The organism is Microbacterium sp. KR10-403, from assembly GCF_040196215.1.
Classification (GTDB): domain Bacteria; phylum Actinomycetota; class Actinomycetes; order Actinomycetales; family Microbacteriaceae; genus Microbacterium.
The window spans coordinates 211,525-227,553 of the sequence record NZ_JBEGDC010000001.1 but is presented as its reverse complement, the minus strand read 5'-3'; the positions used below and the strand labels follow the sequence as shown (position 1 = coordinate 227,553).

General features: G+C 68.8%; 20 protein-coding genes. 13 read left to right on the top strand and 7 right to left on the bottom strand.

Going from position 1 to position 16,029, the window contains the following annotated elements; translation table 11 throughout:
- The first annotated feature begins 33 nt into the window (after positions 1–33).
- From ABMQ42_RS01145 to rplI, 5 genes are all read left to right on the top strand, one after another.
- Positions 34–963: a cation diffusion facilitator family transporter gene (locus ABMQ42_RS01145; RefSeq protein ID WP_349720790.1), complete on the top strand. Its 930-nt coding sequence runs from the start codon at positions 34–36 to the stop codon at positions 961–963.
- Between the two features lie 106 nt (positions 964–1,069).
- Positions 1,070–1,438: a 30S ribosomal protein S6 gene (rpsF, locus tag ABMQ42_RS01140; protein WP_349720789.1), complete on the top strand. Its 369-nt coding sequence runs from the start codon at positions 1,070–1,072 to the stop codon at positions 1,436–1,438.
- A gap of 5 nt (positions 1,439–1,443) precedes the next feature.
- Entirely contained in the window at positions 1,444–1,944 is a 501-nt protein-coding gene (locus ABMQ42_RS01135; protein ID WP_349720788.1) for a single-stranded DNA-binding protein, read from the top strand.
- Between the two features lie 85 nt (positions 1,945–2,029).
- Positions 2,030–2,284, top strand: coding sequence for a 30S ribosomal protein S18 (gene rpsR / locus ABMQ42_RS01130; protein WP_129387465.1), 255 nt, complete (start codon positions 2,030–2,032; stop codon positions 2,282–2,284).
- A 10-nt stretch (positions 2,285–2,294) separates the two neighbouring features.
- Positions 2,295–2,747, top strand: coding sequence for a 50S ribosomal protein L9 (gene rplI / locus ABMQ42_RS01125; protein ID WP_349720787.1), 453 nt, complete (start codon positions 2,295–2,297; stop codon positions 2,745–2,747).
- A gap of 80 nt (positions 2,748–2,827) precedes the next feature.
- Here the strand turns inward: rplI and ABMQ42_RS01120 are convergent, their stop codons facing one another.
- A complete protein-coding gene (locus tag ABMQ42_RS01120) occupies positions 2,828–4,183 on the bottom strand; it encodes a MinD/ParA family ATP-binding protein (RefSeq protein WP_349720785.1) in 1,356 nt (451 codons plus the stop codon).
- A gap of 596 nt (positions 4,184–4,779) precedes the next feature.
- Here ABMQ42_RS01120 and dnaB point away from each other — a divergent pair.
- Positions 4,780–6,153, top strand: a complete 1,374-nt coding sequence (dnaB, locus tag ABMQ42_RS01115) for a replicative DNA helicase (RefSeq protein WP_349720783.1) — start codon at positions 4,780–4,782, stop codon at positions 6,151–6,153.
- 182 nt (positions 6,154–6,335) lie between these two features.
- Here dnaB and ABMQ42_RS01110 read toward each other — a convergent pair whose 3' ends face one another.
- Positions 6,336–6,782 (bottom strand): DUF6069 family protein, encoded by a 447-nt coding sequence (locus ABMQ42_RS01110; protein ID WP_349720781.1) that lies wholly within the window; start codon positions 6,780–6,782, stop codon positions 6,336–6,338.
- An 83-nt stretch (positions 6,783–6,865) separates the two neighbouring features.
- Between ABMQ42_RS01110 and ABMQ42_RS01105 the strand changes: the two genes are divergently transcribed.
- Complete coding sequence (locus ABMQ42_RS01105; protein ID WP_349720779.1) at positions 6,866–7,459, top strand: TetR-like C-terminal domain-containing protein; 594 nt, start codon at positions 6,866–6,868, stop codon at positions 7,457–7,459.
- 39 nt (positions 7,460–7,498) lie between these two features.
- On the opposite strand, the gene ABMQ42_RS01100 is transcribed toward ABMQ42_RS01105, so the two are convergent.
- Positions 7,499–8,158 (bottom strand): TetR/AcrR family transcriptional regulator, encoded by a 660-nt coding sequence (locus tag ABMQ42_RS01100; RefSeq protein WP_349720778.1) that lies wholly within the window; start codon positions 8,156–8,158, stop codon positions 7,499–7,501.
- A gap of 135 nt (positions 8,159–8,293) precedes the next feature.
- On the opposite strand from ABMQ42_RS01100, the gene ABMQ42_RS01095 reads away from it, so the two are divergent.
- Both ABMQ42_RS01095 and ABMQ42_RS01090 read left to right on the top strand, forming a co-directional pair.
- The gene (locus tag ABMQ42_RS01095) at positions 8,294–10,588 is read left to right on the top strand and encodes an ABC transporter permease (RefSeq protein ID WP_349720777.1); all 2,295 of its coding nucleotides are present in this window, start codon (positions 8,294–8,296) and stop codon (positions 10,586–10,588) included.
- Positions 10,589–10,837: 249 nt separating this feature from the next.
- Complete coding sequence (locus ABMQ42_RS01090; protein ID WP_349720776.1) at positions 10,838–11,758, top strand: hypothetical protein; 921 nt, start codon at positions 10,838–10,840, stop codon at positions 11,756–11,758.
- A gap of 11 nt (positions 11,759–11,769) precedes the next feature.
- Here the strand turns inward: ABMQ42_RS01090 and ABMQ42_RS01085 are convergent, their stop codons facing one another.
- Complete coding sequence (locus tag ABMQ42_RS01085; RefSeq protein WP_349720774.1) at positions 11,770–11,964, bottom strand: hypothetical protein; 195 nt, start codon at positions 11,962–11,964, stop codon at positions 11,770–11,772.
- A gap of 160 nt (positions 11,965–12,124) precedes the next feature.
- Here ABMQ42_RS01085 and ABMQ42_RS01080 point away from each other — a divergent pair, with 160 nt between their 5' ends.
- Together ABMQ42_RS01080 and ABMQ42_RS01075 are read left to right on the top strand one after the other, a co-directional pair.
- Positions 12,125–12,370, top strand: coding sequence for a ribbon-helix-helix domain-containing protein (locus tag ABMQ42_RS01080; RefSeq protein ID WP_349720773.1), 246 nt, complete (start codon positions 12,125–12,127; stop codon positions 12,368–12,370).
- Positions 12,367–12,849 (top strand): PIN domain-containing protein, encoded by a 483-nt coding sequence (locus tag ABMQ42_RS01075; RefSeq protein WP_349720772.1) that lies wholly within the window; start codon positions 12,367–12,369, stop codon positions 12,847–12,849. Before ABMQ42_RS01080 ends, ABMQ42_RS01075 begins: the two co-directional genes overlap by 4 nt.
- A gap of 32 nt (positions 12,850–12,881) precedes the next feature.
- Here ABMQ42_RS01075 and ABMQ42_RS01070 read toward each other — a convergent pair whose 3' ends face one another.
- Positions 12,882–13,811 (bottom strand): ketopantoate reductase family protein, encoded by a 930-nt coding sequence (locus ABMQ42_RS01070; RefSeq protein WP_349720771.1) that lies wholly within the window; start codon positions 13,809–13,811, stop codon positions 12,882–12,884.
- Positions 13,812–13,883: 72 nt separating this feature from the next.
- On the opposite strand from ABMQ42_RS01070, the gene ABMQ42_RS01065 reads away from it, so the two are divergent.
- Together ABMQ42_RS01065 and ABMQ42_RS01060 are read left to right on the top strand one after the other, a co-directional pair.
- Positions 13,884–14,399, top strand: coding sequence for a GNAT family N-acetyltransferase (locus ABMQ42_RS01065; RefSeq protein WP_349720769.1), 516 nt, complete (start codon positions 13,884–13,886; stop codon positions 14,397–14,399).
- A 59-nt stretch (positions 14,400–14,458) separates the two neighbouring features.
- Entirely contained in the window at positions 14,459–14,983 is a 525-nt protein-coding gene (locus tag ABMQ42_RS01060) for a hypothetical protein (RefSeq protein ID WP_349720768.1), read from the top strand.
- A gap of 6 nt (positions 14,984–14,989) precedes the next feature.
- Here the strand turns inward: ABMQ42_RS01060 and ABMQ42_RS01055 are convergent, their stop codons facing one another.
- Together ABMQ42_RS01055 and ABMQ42_RS01050 are read right to left on the bottom strand one after the other, a co-directional pair.
- Positions 14,990–15,523, bottom strand: coding sequence for a putative immunity protein (locus ABMQ42_RS01055; RefSeq protein ID WP_349720767.1), 534 nt, complete (start codon positions 15,521–15,523; stop codon positions 14,990–14,992).
- A gap of 15 nt (positions 15,524–15,538) precedes the next feature.
- Complete coding sequence (locus tag ABMQ42_RS01050) at positions 15,539–16,021, bottom strand: methylated-DNA--[protein]-cysteine S-methyltransferase (RefSeq protein WP_349720766.1); 483 nt, start codon at positions 16,019–16,021, stop codon at positions 15,539–15,541.
- Positions 16,022–16,029: the final 8 nt, after the last annotated feature.

The window sequence follows — 16,029 nt, the reverse complement described above, 5'->3', positions numbered from 1 at the left end:
CGTAGCGGGCACGCTCGGGCGTAGCCTTTCGGCGTGACGGTGATCATCGCGTTCCTCGCCAACGTCCTCGTCGCGATCGCCAAGACGGTCGCGGCCGCCCTCACCTCGTCGGCGTCGATGGTCGCCGAGGCGGCGCACTCGTGGGCGGATGCCGGCAACGAGGTGTTCCTGCTCATCGCCGACCGGCACTCGGCCAAGCCCAAGGACGAGCGCCATCCCCTCGGCTACGGGCGCAGTGCCTTCGTGTGGTCGCTGATCGCCGCATTCGGCATCTTCACCGCGGGCGCGATCGTGTCGGTGATGCACGGCATCCAGGAGCTGGACGCGAACGAGCCGGTCGAAGACCCGGTGATCGCCTACATCGTGCTGGGCATCGCGTTCGTGCTCGAAGGATCGTCGTTCCTGCAGGCGTTCGTGAAATCGCGTCGCCTCGCGCACCAGCGGGGTTCATCGACCTGGGACTTCGTGCTCGACACCAGCGACACCACGCTGCGGGCGGTGTTCTTCGAGGATGCCGCGGCCCTGATCGGCCTCGTCCTGGCGGGCGGCTCGATCCTGATCCATCAGCTGACCGGTGAGGCGATGTGGGATGCCGTCGGGTCGATCCTCGTGGGGATCCTGCTGGCGATCGTGGCGGTCATGCTGATCCGCCGCAACGTGGCCTTCCTCATCGGCACGAGTGTTGCGCCCGGGGTGCGTGCGCGTGCGGGCCTCGCGCTGCTCGAGGACCCGGAGATCGAGCGGGTCACCTACCTGCACCTGGAGTACGTCGGGCCGAACCGGCTGTTCGTCGTGGCCGAGGTCGATCTGGCCGGCGACGCGCGGGAGCACGATGTGGCCCTGCGGCTGCGTGACCTGGAACGGCAGCTCGAGGCGCAGGAGATCGTCGAGACGGCGGTGCTCTCGCTGTCGGTGGCCGACGAGCCCTCGCTCGAGTTCGACGCGGGTGGCGGCATCCGATAGACTGTCAAGGTTGTCTGGTGTGCCCGTCACTCCAGGCGACGCGTAACACACCCTCCTGCTCGTGGGAAATGCCCGCGAGCCGTTCTAGTCCGAAGGAGGTGGGTAAGTGACGCACCAGTACGAACTCATGGTCATTCTGAACCCTGAGATCGATGAGCGCCAGGTCTCGACGCACCTGGACAAGTTCCTCAAGGTCATCACCGACGCCAAGGGAACGATCGACAACGTGGACATCTGGGGCCGTCGCCGTTTGGCGTACGAGATCCAGAAGAAGAACGAGGGCATCTACGCCGTCGTCGACTTCACCGCGACCAGCGAGGCGACGCAGGAGCTCGACCGTCAGCTCAAGCTGAACGAGCTCGTCATGCGCACCAAGGTCCTGCGTGCCGAGGAGGCGATCGCCCAGGTCGCCGCCGAGAAGGTCCGCAGCGACGCCAAGGCTGCTCGCAAGGCCACCGCCGGGGCGAAGGCGTAAGCACCATGGCCGGCGAGACGATCATCACCGTCGTGGGAAACCTCACGGCAGACCCCGAGCTGCGCTACACGCAGTCCGGCCTGCCCGTCGCGAACTTCACGATCGCGTCGACGCCGCGCACGTTCGATCGCCAGGCGAACGAGTGGAAGGACGGCGAAGCGCTGTTCCTCCGCGCGAGCGTGTGGCGTGACTTCGCCGAGCACGTGGCCGGTTCGCTGACCAAGGGCTCGCGTGTCGTGGCCACCGGGCGTCTCAAGCAGCGCTCGTACCAGGACCGCGACGGCAACAACCGCACCGCGATCGAGCTGGAGGTCGACGAGATCGGCCCCTCGCTGCGCTACGCGACCGCCCAGGTCACGCGCGCGGCCTCGTCGGGCGGTGCCGGTGGCGGTGTCCCGCGTCAGCAGCAGCAGGTCTCGGAAGAGCCCTGGTCGACCCCCGGTTCGTCCGGTGGCGCCGACGCGTGGTCGACCCCCGGGTCCTACGGCGACGACACCCCGTTCTGATGCCGGTCCGGCTCGCGGGCGCGTAGTGCCGCGCCGGAATGCCGGGGCCGAGGCATCCACTTCTCATCTGATCTAAGGAAACAACATGGCTGGAAAGTCGAGCGGCGACCGCCGCAAGCCGCGGAAGGGCGCGAAGAACGCCGCTCCCGCGAAGCACATCCGTGTCGGCGTCATTGACTACAAGGACGTCGCCACCCTTCGCAAGTTCATCTCGGAGCGTGGAAAGATCCGCGCCCGTCGTATCACCGGTGTCTCCGTGCAGGAGCAGCGCCTCATCGCCCGCGCGATCAAGAACGCGCGCGAGATGGCGCTCCTGCCCTACGCCGGCGCCGGCCGCTAAGGAGCTACCCATGGCAAAGCTGATTCTCACGAACGAGGTCGCCGGGCTGGGTAGCGCCGGTGACGTGGTCGAGGTCAAGAACGGGTACGCCCGCAACTACCTCATCCCGCAGGGCTTCGCGGTCACGTGGAGCCGTGGCGGCGAGAAGCAGGTGGCGTCCATCCGCGCCGCCCGCGACGCGCGCGCCATCCACGACCACGAAGAGGCCGTGGCCCTGAAGGACGCGATCGAGGGCACCAAGGTGCGCCTGGCCGTCAAGGCCGGTGCCGAGGGGCGCCTGTTCGGTTCGGTCAAGACCGTCGACATCGCGGAGGCCGTCAAGGCCGCCGGCATCGGCGAGCTCGACAAGCGCCGCATCCACATCACCTCGCCCATCAAGGCCGTCGGTGAGCACGAGGCGACGGTCCGTCTGCGCGACGACCTGACCGCCGTCATCACGCTGCAGGTGGTCGCCGCCAAGTAGCGACACGCTGTGAGAGGCCGTCGACCTTCGGGTCGGCGGCCTCTTCGCGTCGGGGTGGGGGTGGGGGTGGATGCCGCGGCCTACAGCCCGCGGGCGATCGCGGCCGCGGCGGCCAGCCAAGCCCGCTGCGTCGCATCACGCAGCGCGTCGAATGTGATGACGCCGTCGACGAGGGCCGGGTCGAACGGGATCGTGACGACCTCGCGGGCGAGGGCGCCGAACCCGTCCGCGACGTGCCGGATGTCGGCATCCGTCGCCTTCGGATCGGCCTGGGTCACAACGGCCACGGCTCCGCGTGCGAGGGCGGCTGAGCGCTCGTCGCGATCGGCGAGGGCCTCCAGCAGGAGCGCGCCGGCCTCGGCGTGGTCGTCGCGGGTCGTGGTCGCGACGACGAGCTGGTCGGCGTGGTCGATCATCTGCAGCCAGAGCGGGTCGGTCTCGTCGTTGCCCGAGTCGATGACGATGAGCCGGTAGTACTTCGCGGCCACGGAGTGGATGCGCGAGACGTCGTCGGCGGTGATGCGCTGCTCGTTGGCGAGCACGGCGGGCTTCGACCGCAGCACGTCGTACTTGTCGGCGGTCTGATGGTGCACGTAGCGCGCGAGGTCGGCCGACTGCGCGCCGGTGCCCAGTAGCATGCCGGTCTGCGGCAGCAGCTCGAGCAGAGTGGACTCGTGAGGCCCCTGCTCGGTGCGCCAGCCGAGGGTTCCCCGGGTCTGGTTGTTGTCCCACGCGAGCACGCCCGCGCCGCCGTTGCGGGCGAACACCGCGGCGAGGTTGATGGTCGTCGGGGTCTTGCCGGCACCGCCCTTGCCGTTGACGACGGCGATCGTGCGGGGACCGGCCCAGTGCTGCGACACGGCGTGCAGGTCCTCGCGCTCCGCGCGCTCGTGGGCGTTCGGCGGCACGCGCATGCCCATGCGCGTGAGCGCACCGCGCCATCCTTTGGTCGCGGGCTGCTCGGCCTGCTCGTGCTTGAGGAACGACGGGCGCTCCTCGCGACGGGTGGAAGGACGAGTGGATGCCGCGGGCGGCGCCGTGCGCTGCGCGACGGGCTGCGCGGCCGGGAGCGACGTCGCGGCCGGGACAGCGGCATCCCTGTCAGCCATCGCCGGCGTCGCGGCCGGGGCCGCGGCATCCCCGTCCTCCGACGCCGGTGTCGCGCTCGCGACAGGAGCGCTCGGGGCCGCCGCGGCCTCTTCGGCGTCGGTCACTGAGCCGTCGGCGGCCACGACGAGGCGTGAGGCGCCGTCGGGCTCCGTCACCAGCACCCGCACCGGGGCGCCGCCCTGGGCGGCGTGCTGGGCCGCGCGCACGACGATCTCGCGGCGGGCGTCTTCGCTCCGGGTGGTCGGGACGGTCTCGGTGCTGTCAGCGGTCTGCAGGGTCGCCGAGCCGTCGACGCTGATGGTGGCGATGATCGTCGTATCGGGCATGCGCGGTTCCTGTTACGGGCCGGATGGGCCCGGGAGTCGAAGGTGCGGCGGCCCCAGCCCGCCACGATGGCCCCAGTGGTGTGACTGCCCTGACGCAGCACCCCAGGGGATTTTAGCGATCCAGGCTGAGAGACCCATGGTGGCGGATATCCGCCAACCGTTCGGAGACGAGTCTCGAGGACTTGCACAAAACGCTCGACTGTGCATAACTCGCGACACGCCCGGAACTTTAAACCCGCACTTCAAGGACAGATCCATCCACAGTCTGTGAATTTGCCTTTCCCAGGTCAGGAGGTGAAAAAAAGATGGAATCGGCGAATTACACAGATGTTCTCCACAGGGTCTGTACACAGGACGGTCGGCGTTCTCCGCAAACTCTCCACATAGTTATCCACAGGCTGGCTTGCACCCGTCGACGTGCGTCTCTAGCGTGGGTCTCTGACCCGCTCGGGGGAGGGTACGGCGCCGCGGACAGCGATGTCGGGGGCTCGTGATGTGCTTGATGGCAGGGCGGTTGCGGCATCCATCGTCGTCATCCCCGAACGGTGCTCGGTGCGCCCGAGACCATGCCTGACACACTTTGGAGGACTGACGTCGTGACGATTGCGGACATCTCCGACGAGCGGCTGGGCGGGCATCGCGAACCGGAGCGGACCCCTCCGCACGACCTCCTGGCCGAGCAGAGCGCGCTGGGCGGCATGCTGCTGTCGAAGGATGCCGTCGCCGACGTCATCGAGAGCCTGCGGGGCACAGACTTCTACGTGCCCAAGCACGAGCTCATCTTCGACGCGATCCTCACCCTCTATTCGCACGGCGAGCCGACCGACGTCATCACCGTTACCGACGAACTGATCAAGACCGGTGACCTGCAGCGCGCCGGCGGCGCCGACTACCTGCACACGCTCACCTCGATCGTGCCGACCGCGGCCAACGCCGGCTACTACGCGTCGATCGTCTCCGAGCGCGCGCTGCTGCGGCGCCTCGTCGAGGCCGGCACGCGCATCGTGCAGATGGGCTATTCGGGGCAGGGCGAGGCGCTCGACCTCGTCAACACCGCGCAGGCCGAGATCTACGGCGTGACCGGTGCGGAGGCGTCCGAAGACTACGTGCCCCTGACGGTGGCGGTGGATGCCGCGGTCGACGAGATCGAGGCGGCCAAGGGTCGCGACGGGCAGATGACCGGTGTGCCGACCGGGTTCCACGAGCTCGACGAGCTGACCAACGGCCTGCACGGCGGGCAGATGATCGTCGTCGCGGCGCGTCCCGCGATGGGTAAGTCGACGCTCGCGCTCGATTTCGCACGGGCCGCGGCCATCAAACACAACATGCCGGCGATCTTCTTCTCGCTCGAGATGGGGCGCAGCGAGATCGCGATGCGTCTGCTGTCGGCAGAGGGTGCGATTCCGCTGCAGAACCTGCGCAAGGGCATGCTCGACCAGCGCGACTGGACGACCGTGGCCGCCACCCGCGGGCGCATCAACGACGCGCCGCTGTACATCGACGACAGCCCGAACATGACGCTCGTCGAAATCCGCGCGAAGTGCCGGCGGCTCAAGCAGCGGGTCGGCCTCAAGATGGTCGTCATCGACTACCTGCAGCTGATGTCGAGCGGCAAGCGCGTCGAGTCGCGTCAGCAAGAGGTCAGCGAGTTCTCGCGCGCGCTCAAGCTGCTTGCGAAAGAACTGCAGGTGCCGGTGATCGCGCTGTCGCAGCTGAACCGTGGCTCCGAGCAGCGGCAGGACAAGAAGCCCCAGGTGTCAGACCTGCGTGAATCGGGATCGATCGAGCAGGACGCCGACATGGTCATCCTGCTGCACCGCGACTCGGTGTACGACAAAGACACCCGCCCGGGCGAGGCTGACCTGATCGTGGCCAAGCACCGTAACGGTCCGACCGCGACGATCGAGATCGCGTTCCAAGGCCACTTCTCCCGCTTCGCCGACATGGCGCCGGCGGGGGACTTCCAGTAGGAGGGGCCTGCACCGCACGTCGATCGGCGGGATGCTGTCGGCGGCGCGAGGCGTTCGCGCCTACGGCGAAATGTCCGACGATCGCACGGACCGGCTGACGCGTCGCCCGTCCAACGCGCAGACACCTCGCTGCGCTCGGAGCGCGGCGGGGGATGCGCCGGCCCGCGGCATCCCGCCCGCCCTCACCGTCGCTCGGCGAGCCTGTACCCGACCACGGCGACGCCCATCACGACGATGTGCATCGCCATCAGCGAGATGACGCCGACGAGCGTGGCGCCGGGGATGAACCCCGTGACCAGCAGCAGAACGTCGGGGACGAACGACACGATGAGCACCCCGAGGGCGATCTGCGGCATCGTTCGCCGCGGATCGCGCACGCGCCGCGACACCGCGCGCCAGGCGAACCAGCCGACCACCATCGGCACGACGGTGCACCCCGCGAACACGGGCAGGGTGAGCGGCGCGAAGTGTGCCGGCGCTCCGGCCGCGACGGCGAGGGCGGCGATCCCCGCGTTCACCGCGACGGCGGCGATCACCGCGGCGGTGAGCACGCCGATGCGATAGCCGAGGGAGCGCGGGGCGGAGGTCGACGCGACCCCGGCCAGTTGCGAAGAGGATGTTCCGGTCATGATGACCTCCCGTTCTATTACGAAACTCCTTAGTTCCGTAAACACATACGGTACTCCTCGGTTTCGAAATGTAAAGTGTCTCCATGACCACCGCATCGCCTGTGGGGCGCCCGCGCGACCCCGAGGTCGACGCCGCCATCCTCGACGCGACGGCAGATCTGCTCGCCGAGAAGGGGCCGTCGGCGATGACGGTGGACGCCGTGGCCGCCGCCGCCGGCTGCGGCAAAGCCGCGATCTACCGCCGGTGGGCGGGCAAGACCGAACTCGTCGTCGCCGCGGTGCGGCGGCTGTACCTCGCGCCCGACGTGCCCGACACCGGAACCCTTCGCGGCGACCTGCTCGTCGCGGTCGGGCACTACTCCGGTCGCGACGACCGTGCCGCGCGCGTGCTCGCGAACGTGCTGCTCGAGGCGCAGGACGCCTCGGCGCTGCGGGCCGCGGCGTACGAGTCGGTCGGGCGCCCGCCGGTGGACGTGCTCCACCGGGTCATGGCGCGTGCGATCGAACGCGGCGACCTCGCGGTCGACGCGCCGGTCGACCTCATCGCGACCATCGTGCCCGCGGTGGCCTTCCAGACGTTGACGTCGCAACGGCGCACTCTAACGCAGGCCGAGGTGGTCGAGCTTATCGACCGGGTGGTCATCCCCGCGCTCACATCGCGCGCGGCACCCCGGTAGTGCGCAACGTCACCGCGATCTTGGCGATCGCCGCGCCGCTCAGACCAGGCGCGGATTCTCCGTGAACCCCGAGACATCGGTCGGGCGGGTGACCGGTGCCGACAGCATCCCGCTCGCCGCATCGATGAGGAAATAACCGACGTCCAGCCAGTCACCCTGCTCGTCGCCGGCGTTGCGGCGCGCTTCGAAGTCGGCGGCGACACCGAGCACGAGGTGCCCGACGATCCCCGACCGTGCCCGCAGGACGTTCCTCGAGACGGTGTCGACCCGATCGAACATCGCCTCGATGTCGCGTGTGAGCGCCTGGCTCTCGACGGAGTCGCGGATGATCGCGTCGGCCGACGGCACCGACCTCAGCTGGATGAGGAACTGCGCGCGATAGCTCGGCCGCGGCAACGAGTCGAGCACCTCGATGAAGGGGAGCAGTCGGCAGCGCACGATGTCGTACACCGTCGGCTCGGCGCTGAGCTCGTCGAGCAACTCGCGGCGGCGCTCGGTCATCGGGGCGTTGTGGCGGGCCATCAGCGCACGGATCAGGTCGTCGCGGCTGCCGAAGTGGTACGCGATCGCGGAGTGGTTCGCATTGCCCGCGCGCTCAGCGATCTGCCGGTTCGAGACCGCGTCGATGCCGTGCAGGGCGAACAGCTCTTCAGCGGCATCCATCAGCTGCGCGCGCACGCGGTCGCTGTGCTGTCCCATCGGGCCTCCGAAAATGTGAATCCACCGAGACTCCGATTGTGAGTTCCCGGAATCTAAGACGCGTGGCTTAAATTATAGTTCTCGTTCGATCAATGGCGATCACTGGAACTCATCATCACATCAGGAGCGCGAAACGTGACCGCTGTACCCCCTCCTCTCTCCCGCAAAGAGGCTCGTGAAACCGACTCCGTCGCGCCGGCGGCCGACACCGCGACCGACGAGAAGCCGGGGGTGGATGCCGCGGCCAAGGCCGCGAAGCGTGCGAAAGCCGAGAAGATCGGGCGTATGGGGGCGATCTTCCTCATGCCGCTGATCCTCGTGGGCATGATGATCGTCGGCTACCTCGGCACCATGCACTCGCCGACGGTGCGCGACATGCCCGTCGCCGTGGCCGGAACCTCGGCCGCCGCCTTTGCGGACGAGCTGTCGGACTCAGCCGGCGACGCCCTCGCCGTCGAGGTCGTCGACAGCCCGCTGGACGCGCGTGACAGGGTCACCGCCCGCGAGGCATCGGCCGCCGTCGTCATCGACGGCGACACGGCGACCCTCTACACCGCGTCGGGTGCCGGAGTCTCACAGGTGACGACGGTCACGTCGCTGGTCACCCCGGTGATCATCGGGCAGAACCTGACGCTGGAGACGACGGACCTCGCCCCGCTTCCCGAGGGCGACCCCTCGGGTCTGGGCGCGGTGTTCCTGGCGACGGCCCTGGTGATGGCCGGGTACCTGCCGTTCAGCGTGCTGCGCACGAACTCGCCCGAGCTGCTGAAGTTCCGCCGCATTGTCCCGCTGCTGGCCGGGTGGTCGGCACTCATCGCCGGTATCGCGTGGCTCGTGACCGGGCCGATCCTCGGGATCGTCGCCGGTGAGCACTACCTCGCCGTGGCCGCGATCGCCTGGTTGGGGGTGTTCGCGATAGGCAGCGTGCAGCTGTTCCTCACCCGATTGTTCGGGTCGATGGGGGTGATCGCCGGCATCCTCTTCCTCATGGTGCTCGGTATGCCGGCATCCAACATGAGCCTGTCGATCTATTCGATGCCCGGTTTCTACCGCTTCCTGCACGAGATCCTGCCGATGGCGGCGATCGGCGAGTCGATGCGCTCGGTGCTGTACTTCGGCGCCGCCGGGGTGGTCGGACACCTGCTGGTGCTGGCGATCGGCGCGGTCGCCGGGCTCGGCGCGACGGCGATCTGGGACAGACTGCGCGGCCACCGGCATCCCGAAGGCGTCCCCACCGACGTGAACGTCGCCTCACTGCACGGCGGACGTCGGCCGAAGGGCAAGTTCTGGCGGTATGCCACGCTGCTGTTCTTCCCGCTCGCGATGGTCACGATGATGCTCACCACGATGCTCGGTGCGATGCACCAGCCGTCGCCGAAAGACATGCCGGTCGCCGTCATCGGTGCGACCACCGAGCAGGCGCACGAGACGATCGTCGGGCTCGAGAAGAGCATGGGCGACATGTTCGACTTCACCGCCTACTCGGCCGCCGAGACCGACGATGTGCGCACGCTCGTCGAGAACCGCGAGCTGGTCGCCGCTTTCGTGCTGCCGTCGCAGGCGAGCCCCGAGTTCACACTGATCGCGAACCAGGCGGGCAGCCCGAGCGCGTACCAGGTCGCCGACCGCGTGTTCACGCAGGTCGCGGCGGCCCAGGAGATGACGCTGACGATCGATGACCTCGCACCGCTGCCCGATCGCGACAGCCAGGGTCTCGTGACGATGTACCTCGCGATGGGGTGGATGCTCGCCGGCTTCATGGTGGTCATCGTCGCGGCCAACGCGGCCCCCTTCACACGCCCGCTGCGCACGATGCTGCCGCTCACCGCGGTCTACGCCATGTTCATGTCGGCGGTGCTGTGGGTGATCGCCGACCCGATCACCGGTTCGGTCGACGGGCACTTCTGGCCGCTGTGGGGTGCGGGTGCGGTCACGATCTTCTGTGTCGCGATGTTCGCGATGGTCTTCGAGAGGCTGATCGGAATGCTCGCGATCATCCCGGCCGTCGGAATCCTGATGTTCCTGGGGGTGCCCTCATCGAACGGGGCGTTCTCGATGTACATGGCGCCCGACTGGTTCCGCACGATGCACGACTACCTGCCGATGCCGGCGGCGGTGGAGATCATCCGCTCGATCGTCTACTTCGACGGAGACACCGTCGCCCACAACCTGCAGGTGCTGGGACTGTGGGGCCTCGTGTCGCTGGTCGTAGTCTTCATCATCGACGCGCTCAAGCGGGTGCGCACCGAGCACGACTTCGGCGACCTGGCGGCGCCGGCGCCGGCGGGTGGGGGCTCTACGCCCGCGGCGGTCGATGAGGGTTCAGTCGGCGATGAGTCGGAGAAGTCGGATGAGTCGGATGGGTCGGCGGGGTCGGCCGCCGAACCCGAGGACGCCGACGAACGGGAGCGTGAGCTCGTCCTGAGCTGAGGTCGAGCGGCTCGGCGGCCGCGGAGTGGACGCAGAATCGCCTCAGGTGACGTGGAGACATGCGATCGCGTCCACTCCGCGGTTCCGGCCGCTCTTCGCCGACGCAGGGTAGACGCACAATCACGCCATGCCGGCGGGCGGCGCGGAATCACGACCACTCTGCGCGGGGCGCCAGGGCGCGGCATCCATTGACCGTCTCTTCGCGTCAAAGGAAGTGCGACCCCGGCGGCGTGGGGTAGCGTCCCTGAGGTGGGGAAGACGGCGAGACGCAGACGGCAGCCTTGGGACACCCATCGGCGCGTCGCCGTCTGGCTCGGTCTGCTCGTCCCCGTCGTGGGTCTGCTGGCGCCGCTGTTCACCGGCGGGCCGCTCTTCACCGGCGAGGTGACCGACGCGTCGACGTACATGACCGTCGTGCTGCTCGCGGGGCCGGCGGCCATCTCGGGCGCCGTCAGCGGCAGCCGTTTCTTCTCGTTGTACGAGGGCTACGCGGAACGCCTCGACCCCACGCGCACGCTGTCGGCGGAGGATGCCGCGAAGGGTGCGGAGGCCGCGTTCAGCCCGCTCGGTGATTGGTTGTGGGGCAGCCTGGTCGCAGGGCTTTCGGGCGGCGCCGTGCTCTGCGTGATGGTCGCTATGACGCAGGAGAACGATCCGCTCACCGCCATCCTCTTCGGGATCCTCATCTATCTGCCGCTGGCGTTCACCGTCGCGATGGGCTGGATGATCGGTGCGCTCATCGGCACGGGCGTCTCGGTGTTCTTGAGCGCCGCGGTGGGCATGCTCGTCGGCCTGAGGAAGCAGCCGAGCCGTCGCGGCAGGACAACGTGGGCGCTGTTGGCGGCGTTCGTCCCGCTGATCGCAATCGCGGCGATCGGCACGGCCGGTGTGACCGCCGACATCCCGATCAGCACGATGGACAAGCTCGGGTACATCGCGGGGTTCGACGTGCCCGGTGCGGGCTTCGTGCTGGGGCCGGTCGTGCTGTGGGTGTGCCGCGTCTTCCTGTGGGCCGCGATGACGCTGTTCCTCGTGCTGGTCGCGATCGGGTTCCCGGCCTACGCCGAACGCCGCCGTCGGCGCAGCCTGGGGCTGCCGCCCGACCCTCCGCTCGAGAACGACGCACCCGACGCCGGTTCGGGCCACACACTTCCCGACGGTTTTCGCTGACCCTGCCGTGATCAGTCGACGGTCACGCGCTCGGTGAGTGCGCGGGCCAGGATCGTCGACCCGGCGACCGCCGCGGGCATCGTGATGATCGCGCCCAGCGGCACCATGAAGCACAGCTGCGTCGCGATGCCGAAGCCGAGGGTGCGCGCCCGGCCACCGGCCAGGATGTGAGCTCCCCAGGTCGGAGGCTGTCGTGAGTTGTCCACAGATCGACGAGCAACGTCCCCACTTCCGGATCTTGCTCGGCAAGCTCAGTGTCATGCCGGAGATGATGACCCCGCAGTTCCTTTCGGCTCGGCGGCCCGTCTGGACCATGGAGAAGGTAGACTGAGCATGTTGATTACGCATAAGCAAGTTGGAGGGGACATGGCTGCGAAGACGGTGGGCATCGCGGTTTCCGATGAGCTTCGGCCGGCACTGGACGAGGTGGTCGAACACTTCGGCCACGGCAATCGCAGCGAGTTCCTTCGGTTGGCGGTGCGCGACTACCAGGGGCGGCTGCGTCTGGAGCGTATGCACGAACTGCGTGATCGCGCCCGCGCCGAGCGCGGCGGCCGTCGGTACTCGACGGACGAGGTGCTGCAGCTCATCCGCGACTCCACCGCGCAGTGATCGACCCGACGGTCGGCGTCGTCTTCGACGTCAACGTCTATCTCGACTACATCCTCGGCGACGATGGCAGCTGGCCCCTCCTGCCGGAGGTGCCGCCGACGACCGACAACGCCGCAGCCGATGCCGTCGCGCTCGCCTTCGCCGGACGGTTTCGGCTCTTCACATCGCCGCACATCGTGCGCAACGTGGTGCGCGTGATGCGGATGGCGGGCCAGAGTGAGTCGACGGTCGAGGCATTCGTATCGGCGATCGTGGAGATGTGCGAGTTCTCGGGCGGCGCCGTCATCGAACCCGAAGAGCGCGACCACGGAATTCGCGATCACGAGGACAATCAGATCGTCGCTCTCGCAAAGGATGCGGCGGTCGATGCGCTGCTGATCGTCACGAGTGACCATGACCTGCTCGACCTCGGTCCGCAGTGGCATGGCCGCCTCATCATGCGTCCGGGAGAGTTCGTGCGGCGCGTACTCGCGCGCTGAGGCGAGCTCTCGCCTCTGCAGCGCGGTGGGCGTCAGGCTGCGGCATCCCGCGCCCGCGCCCGCAGGATCCAGACCATCGCCTGATTGAACGGGGTCGGGATGCCGTGGGCCAGGCCCAGCGCGACGACCCGGCCTCCGAACGAGTCGACCTCGGTGGGCCGGCCCGCGCGGACGTCCTGGTGCATCGAGGTGCGGCCGTCGACGGGCTGCCCGGCCAGCACACGGTGCCACGCCTCGACGTCCTCGAGACCGAGCGCGACGCCCTCCGCGTTCGCGACGGCGACGACCTCGTCGACCAGCGCCGACATCAGCGCGCGGGCGTCGCCATCGTGCTGGAAGTCACCGTACGGCGCATCGAGCACGGCCGAGGCCTGATTGATACCCACGTTGACCATGAACTTCCACCACAGCCGGTGGCGCATGTCGACCGGTGTCTCCCACGCGAGTCCGGCACGGGTGAGAGTCTCTTGCACAGCCTGCACCTCCGGTGAGATCTCGTCGTTGTGCGGCCGTCCGAAGACGAGTTTCCCCGCCTGCCGATAGCGGATCTCGCCGTCGATGCGCTCGGCGTCCATCGCGAGCGCGACGCACAGCAGCACGGTCGCCCCGTCGCCCAAGCGCTCGGCGATGCGCTCCTCCGAGTCGAGGCCGTTGAGCACCGACAGCACGATCGTCGAGGGGGAGGCGGTGGACGCCGCATCGTCGAGGGCCGCGTCGAGCTGGCCGTCCTTCACGGCGAAGAGCAGCAGGTCGGCGGCCCAGTCCTCGGGGGCGTCGGCGTCGATCACGTCCGCGTGCACCGGCTCGCCGTTGACGACCAGCTGGGCATCGCGCAGCCGCGCGGCGCGCTCGCCGCGAGCGACGAATCGCACGTCGAAACCGGCCTTCGCGAAGTGCGCCGCGTACATTCCACCCATGGCGCCGGCGCCCACCACGCCGACCCGTTCGATCGTGCTCGTCACGCGTTTCATCGTAAGCCGGGGCCGATCCGAGCCGGCACCGGCTCGTCTTCCCGCCGTGTGAGGATGGTCAGCGTGATCGAGAGCCTCTCCCTGCCTGTTGAGCTGATCGTTCGCACCGGAGGCGTCACGATCCGCCGTGCGTGCATCGACGACCTGCGGGCCCTCATGCGGTTGCTCTCAGATGACCCGATCAGCGCCTCCCGCGGTGACGTGAACACCGCCGACGATGAGCCTGCGTACGCACGCGGCCTGGAGCGGGTCATTGCGGACCCTTCCAACGACCTCGTCGTCGCAGAAGACGACGGCCGTGTCGTCGGGATGCTTCAGCTCACCGTCATTCCGGGACTCGCTCGTCGCGGCAGCACACGCCTGCTCGTCGAGGCCGTGCGCGTGGCCGGCGATCGACGTTCCACCGGTATCGGCGGCGCGATGATGCGCTGGGTGATGGATGCCGCAGCCCGGGCGACCGGCTCCGACCTGGTGCAGCTCACCTCGGATGCCGCGCGGACCGACGCCCATCGCTTCTACACGCGGCTCGGCTTCGTCGACTCGCACGTCGGCTTCAAGTACCGTGTCGGCGAGAACTGAGCGCGCCGTCATCCGTCTCGCACCGACCCGCCCCGACCGAGCGGGCTCTCGGCGCCGTTGTGAAGGAGGTGCTGCGTGAGATGGGCTTTTCGCTGAGCTTCTTCCGTGTGGGTGACGACAGGATTCTCGACGCGGATCGCGAGGGACTCGCTAAGTTTCTGAAGACGCACGGGCTTCATATCCGTAGGGTGCAAGACACGGGGGCTCTCTTCGACACCGCGGCGAATCCGCTGGCGTTCGATGGCTCGTGGAGCGATCTGCGGCTCGATCCCCTCGATCAGGCAGCACCCGTCACGGCCTCCATCGGTCATGCCACTCTGTCCGACGCTGAGTGCGTGTTCATCTATGAGCTGTGCGTCGCAGGACGGATGCTGATCGTGAACCATCAGGGCGGCCCGCTCTATGTGGTCCCGGCGGGCAACCACAGAGCGGCAGCGGTCCCCGATGCGAAGGACACTGCGTGGGTCGGCTCACCGCAGGAGCTGGCGGCCGCACTCGGCGGGCTATTCACATCGTTCCAGGAGTTCCGGCGTGCGGCGATCGATGGTGGCGCACCGAACGATGAGGCACCACATCCGCAGTAGGGCCGATTACAGGCACGCCTGAATGCGGCGGATCACCTCGCCCAGCACGCCCGAGGCCAGGAGCCCCGCCCCGAGCGGCCCTGAACTGTTCTCGCCGAGCGGCGGAAGCTGACGCAGCGCCGCGCGCGCCTCCGGCGACAGCTGCGCGAGCTGCCACGCGACCTCGGCGTCGGTGGCATCGGGTTTGCCCACCGCGAGTCCCGCGGCCTTCGCCGCGTACGCCGCGGCCCCCAGTGCGTGCGCGCCCATGTGCGCGACGCCCGATGCCTGCGCGGCGGCGCGGGCCGCGGCGACTCCGGCCGGAGTCTGCGCCGACGCGGCCGCCCGCCCCGCGACGAACCGCCGACGGATCTCCCCGGCCGCGTCGAGCTCGCCCCGCGCGAACGCCCGCGCCCGCGCAATCGCGTCTCGTGCGCGTGCGTCATCGGGTGCTTCCGCCTCGAACAGGGCGAGTACATGCCCGGCGCAGTCGGCCGCCCATGCCGCGACAGTGCGGCGATCGGCCTCGCTCAGCGCCTGTGGCGAGGTCGATCGGCCCACGTCAGCTCCTCGATCTCAGAACAGCGGCGCGGGCAGAGCGCCCTCGAACTCGAGCAGCCGGCGCTTGGTGAGAAGCCCCTCGCCGGGCGCTCCGCCCGAATAGCCGCCGAGCCCGTCGCTGGCGAGCACCCGATGACACGGCACGATGATCGGCACCGGATTCGCGCCCATGATCGCGCCGATGCCGCGGGCCGGGATGTCGGTGCCGCTGCGCTCGGCCAGCTGCCCGTAGGTGATCGAGTCGCCGTACCCGACCGTGTCGTACAGGGTGGTCAGCACGGCACGCGTGGACTCGGCCTGCTCACCGAGGTCGAACGGCACGTCGAACCGGCGCAGCTCACCGGCGAAGTACGCCTCGAGCTGGTTCAGCGCCTCGGCCACGAGCCCGTCGACGTCTTGCTCGACCGCGCCGCGCACCCACGTCACGCGGATGATCGCGCCGCCGTCGCCGGTGACGCCGAGCGTGCCCACGGGGGTATCGAGCGTGCCGAACGACATGACGCGAG

Excerpts from the sequence above, each read along its gene's own strand:
- ABMQ42_RS01050 (WP_349720766.1), bottom strand. The coding sequence starts at position 16,021 with ATGTCGTTCGGCACGCTCGATACCCCCGTGGGCACGCTCGGCGTCACC.
- ABMQ42_RS01135 (WP_349720788.1), top strand. The coding sequence starts at position 1,444 with ATGGCCGGCGAGACGATCATCACCGTCGTGGGAAACCTCACGGCAGAC.
- rpsR (WP_129387465.1), top strand. The coding sequence starts at position 2,030 with ATGGCTGGAAAGTCGAGCGGCGACCGCCGCAAGCCGCGGAAGGGCGCG.
- ABMQ42_RS01110 (WP_349720781.1), bottom strand. The coding sequence starts at position 6,782 with ATGACCGGAACATCCTCTTCGCAACTGGCCGGGGTCGCGTCGACCTCC.
- ABMQ42_RS01105 (WP_349720779.1), top strand. The coding sequence starts at position 6,866 with ATGACCACCGCATCGCCTGTGGGGCGCCCGCGCGACCCCGAGGTCGAC.
- rplI (WP_349720787.1), top strand. The coding sequence starts at position 2,295 with ATGGCAAAGCTGATTCTCACGAACGAGGTCGCCGGGCTGGGTAGCGCC.
- ABMQ42_RS01120 (WP_349720785.1), bottom strand. The coding sequence starts at position 4,183 with ATGCCCGATACGACGATCATCGCCACCATCAGCGTCGACGGCTCGGCG.
- ABMQ42_RS01080 (WP_349720773.1), top strand. The coding sequence starts at position 12,125 with ATGGCTGCGAAGACGGTGGGCATCGCGGTTTCCGATGAGCTTCGGCCG.
- ABMQ42_RS01100 (WP_349720778.1), bottom strand. The coding sequence starts at position 8,158 with ATGGGACAGCACAGCGACCGCGTGCGCGCGCAGCTGATGGATGCCGCT.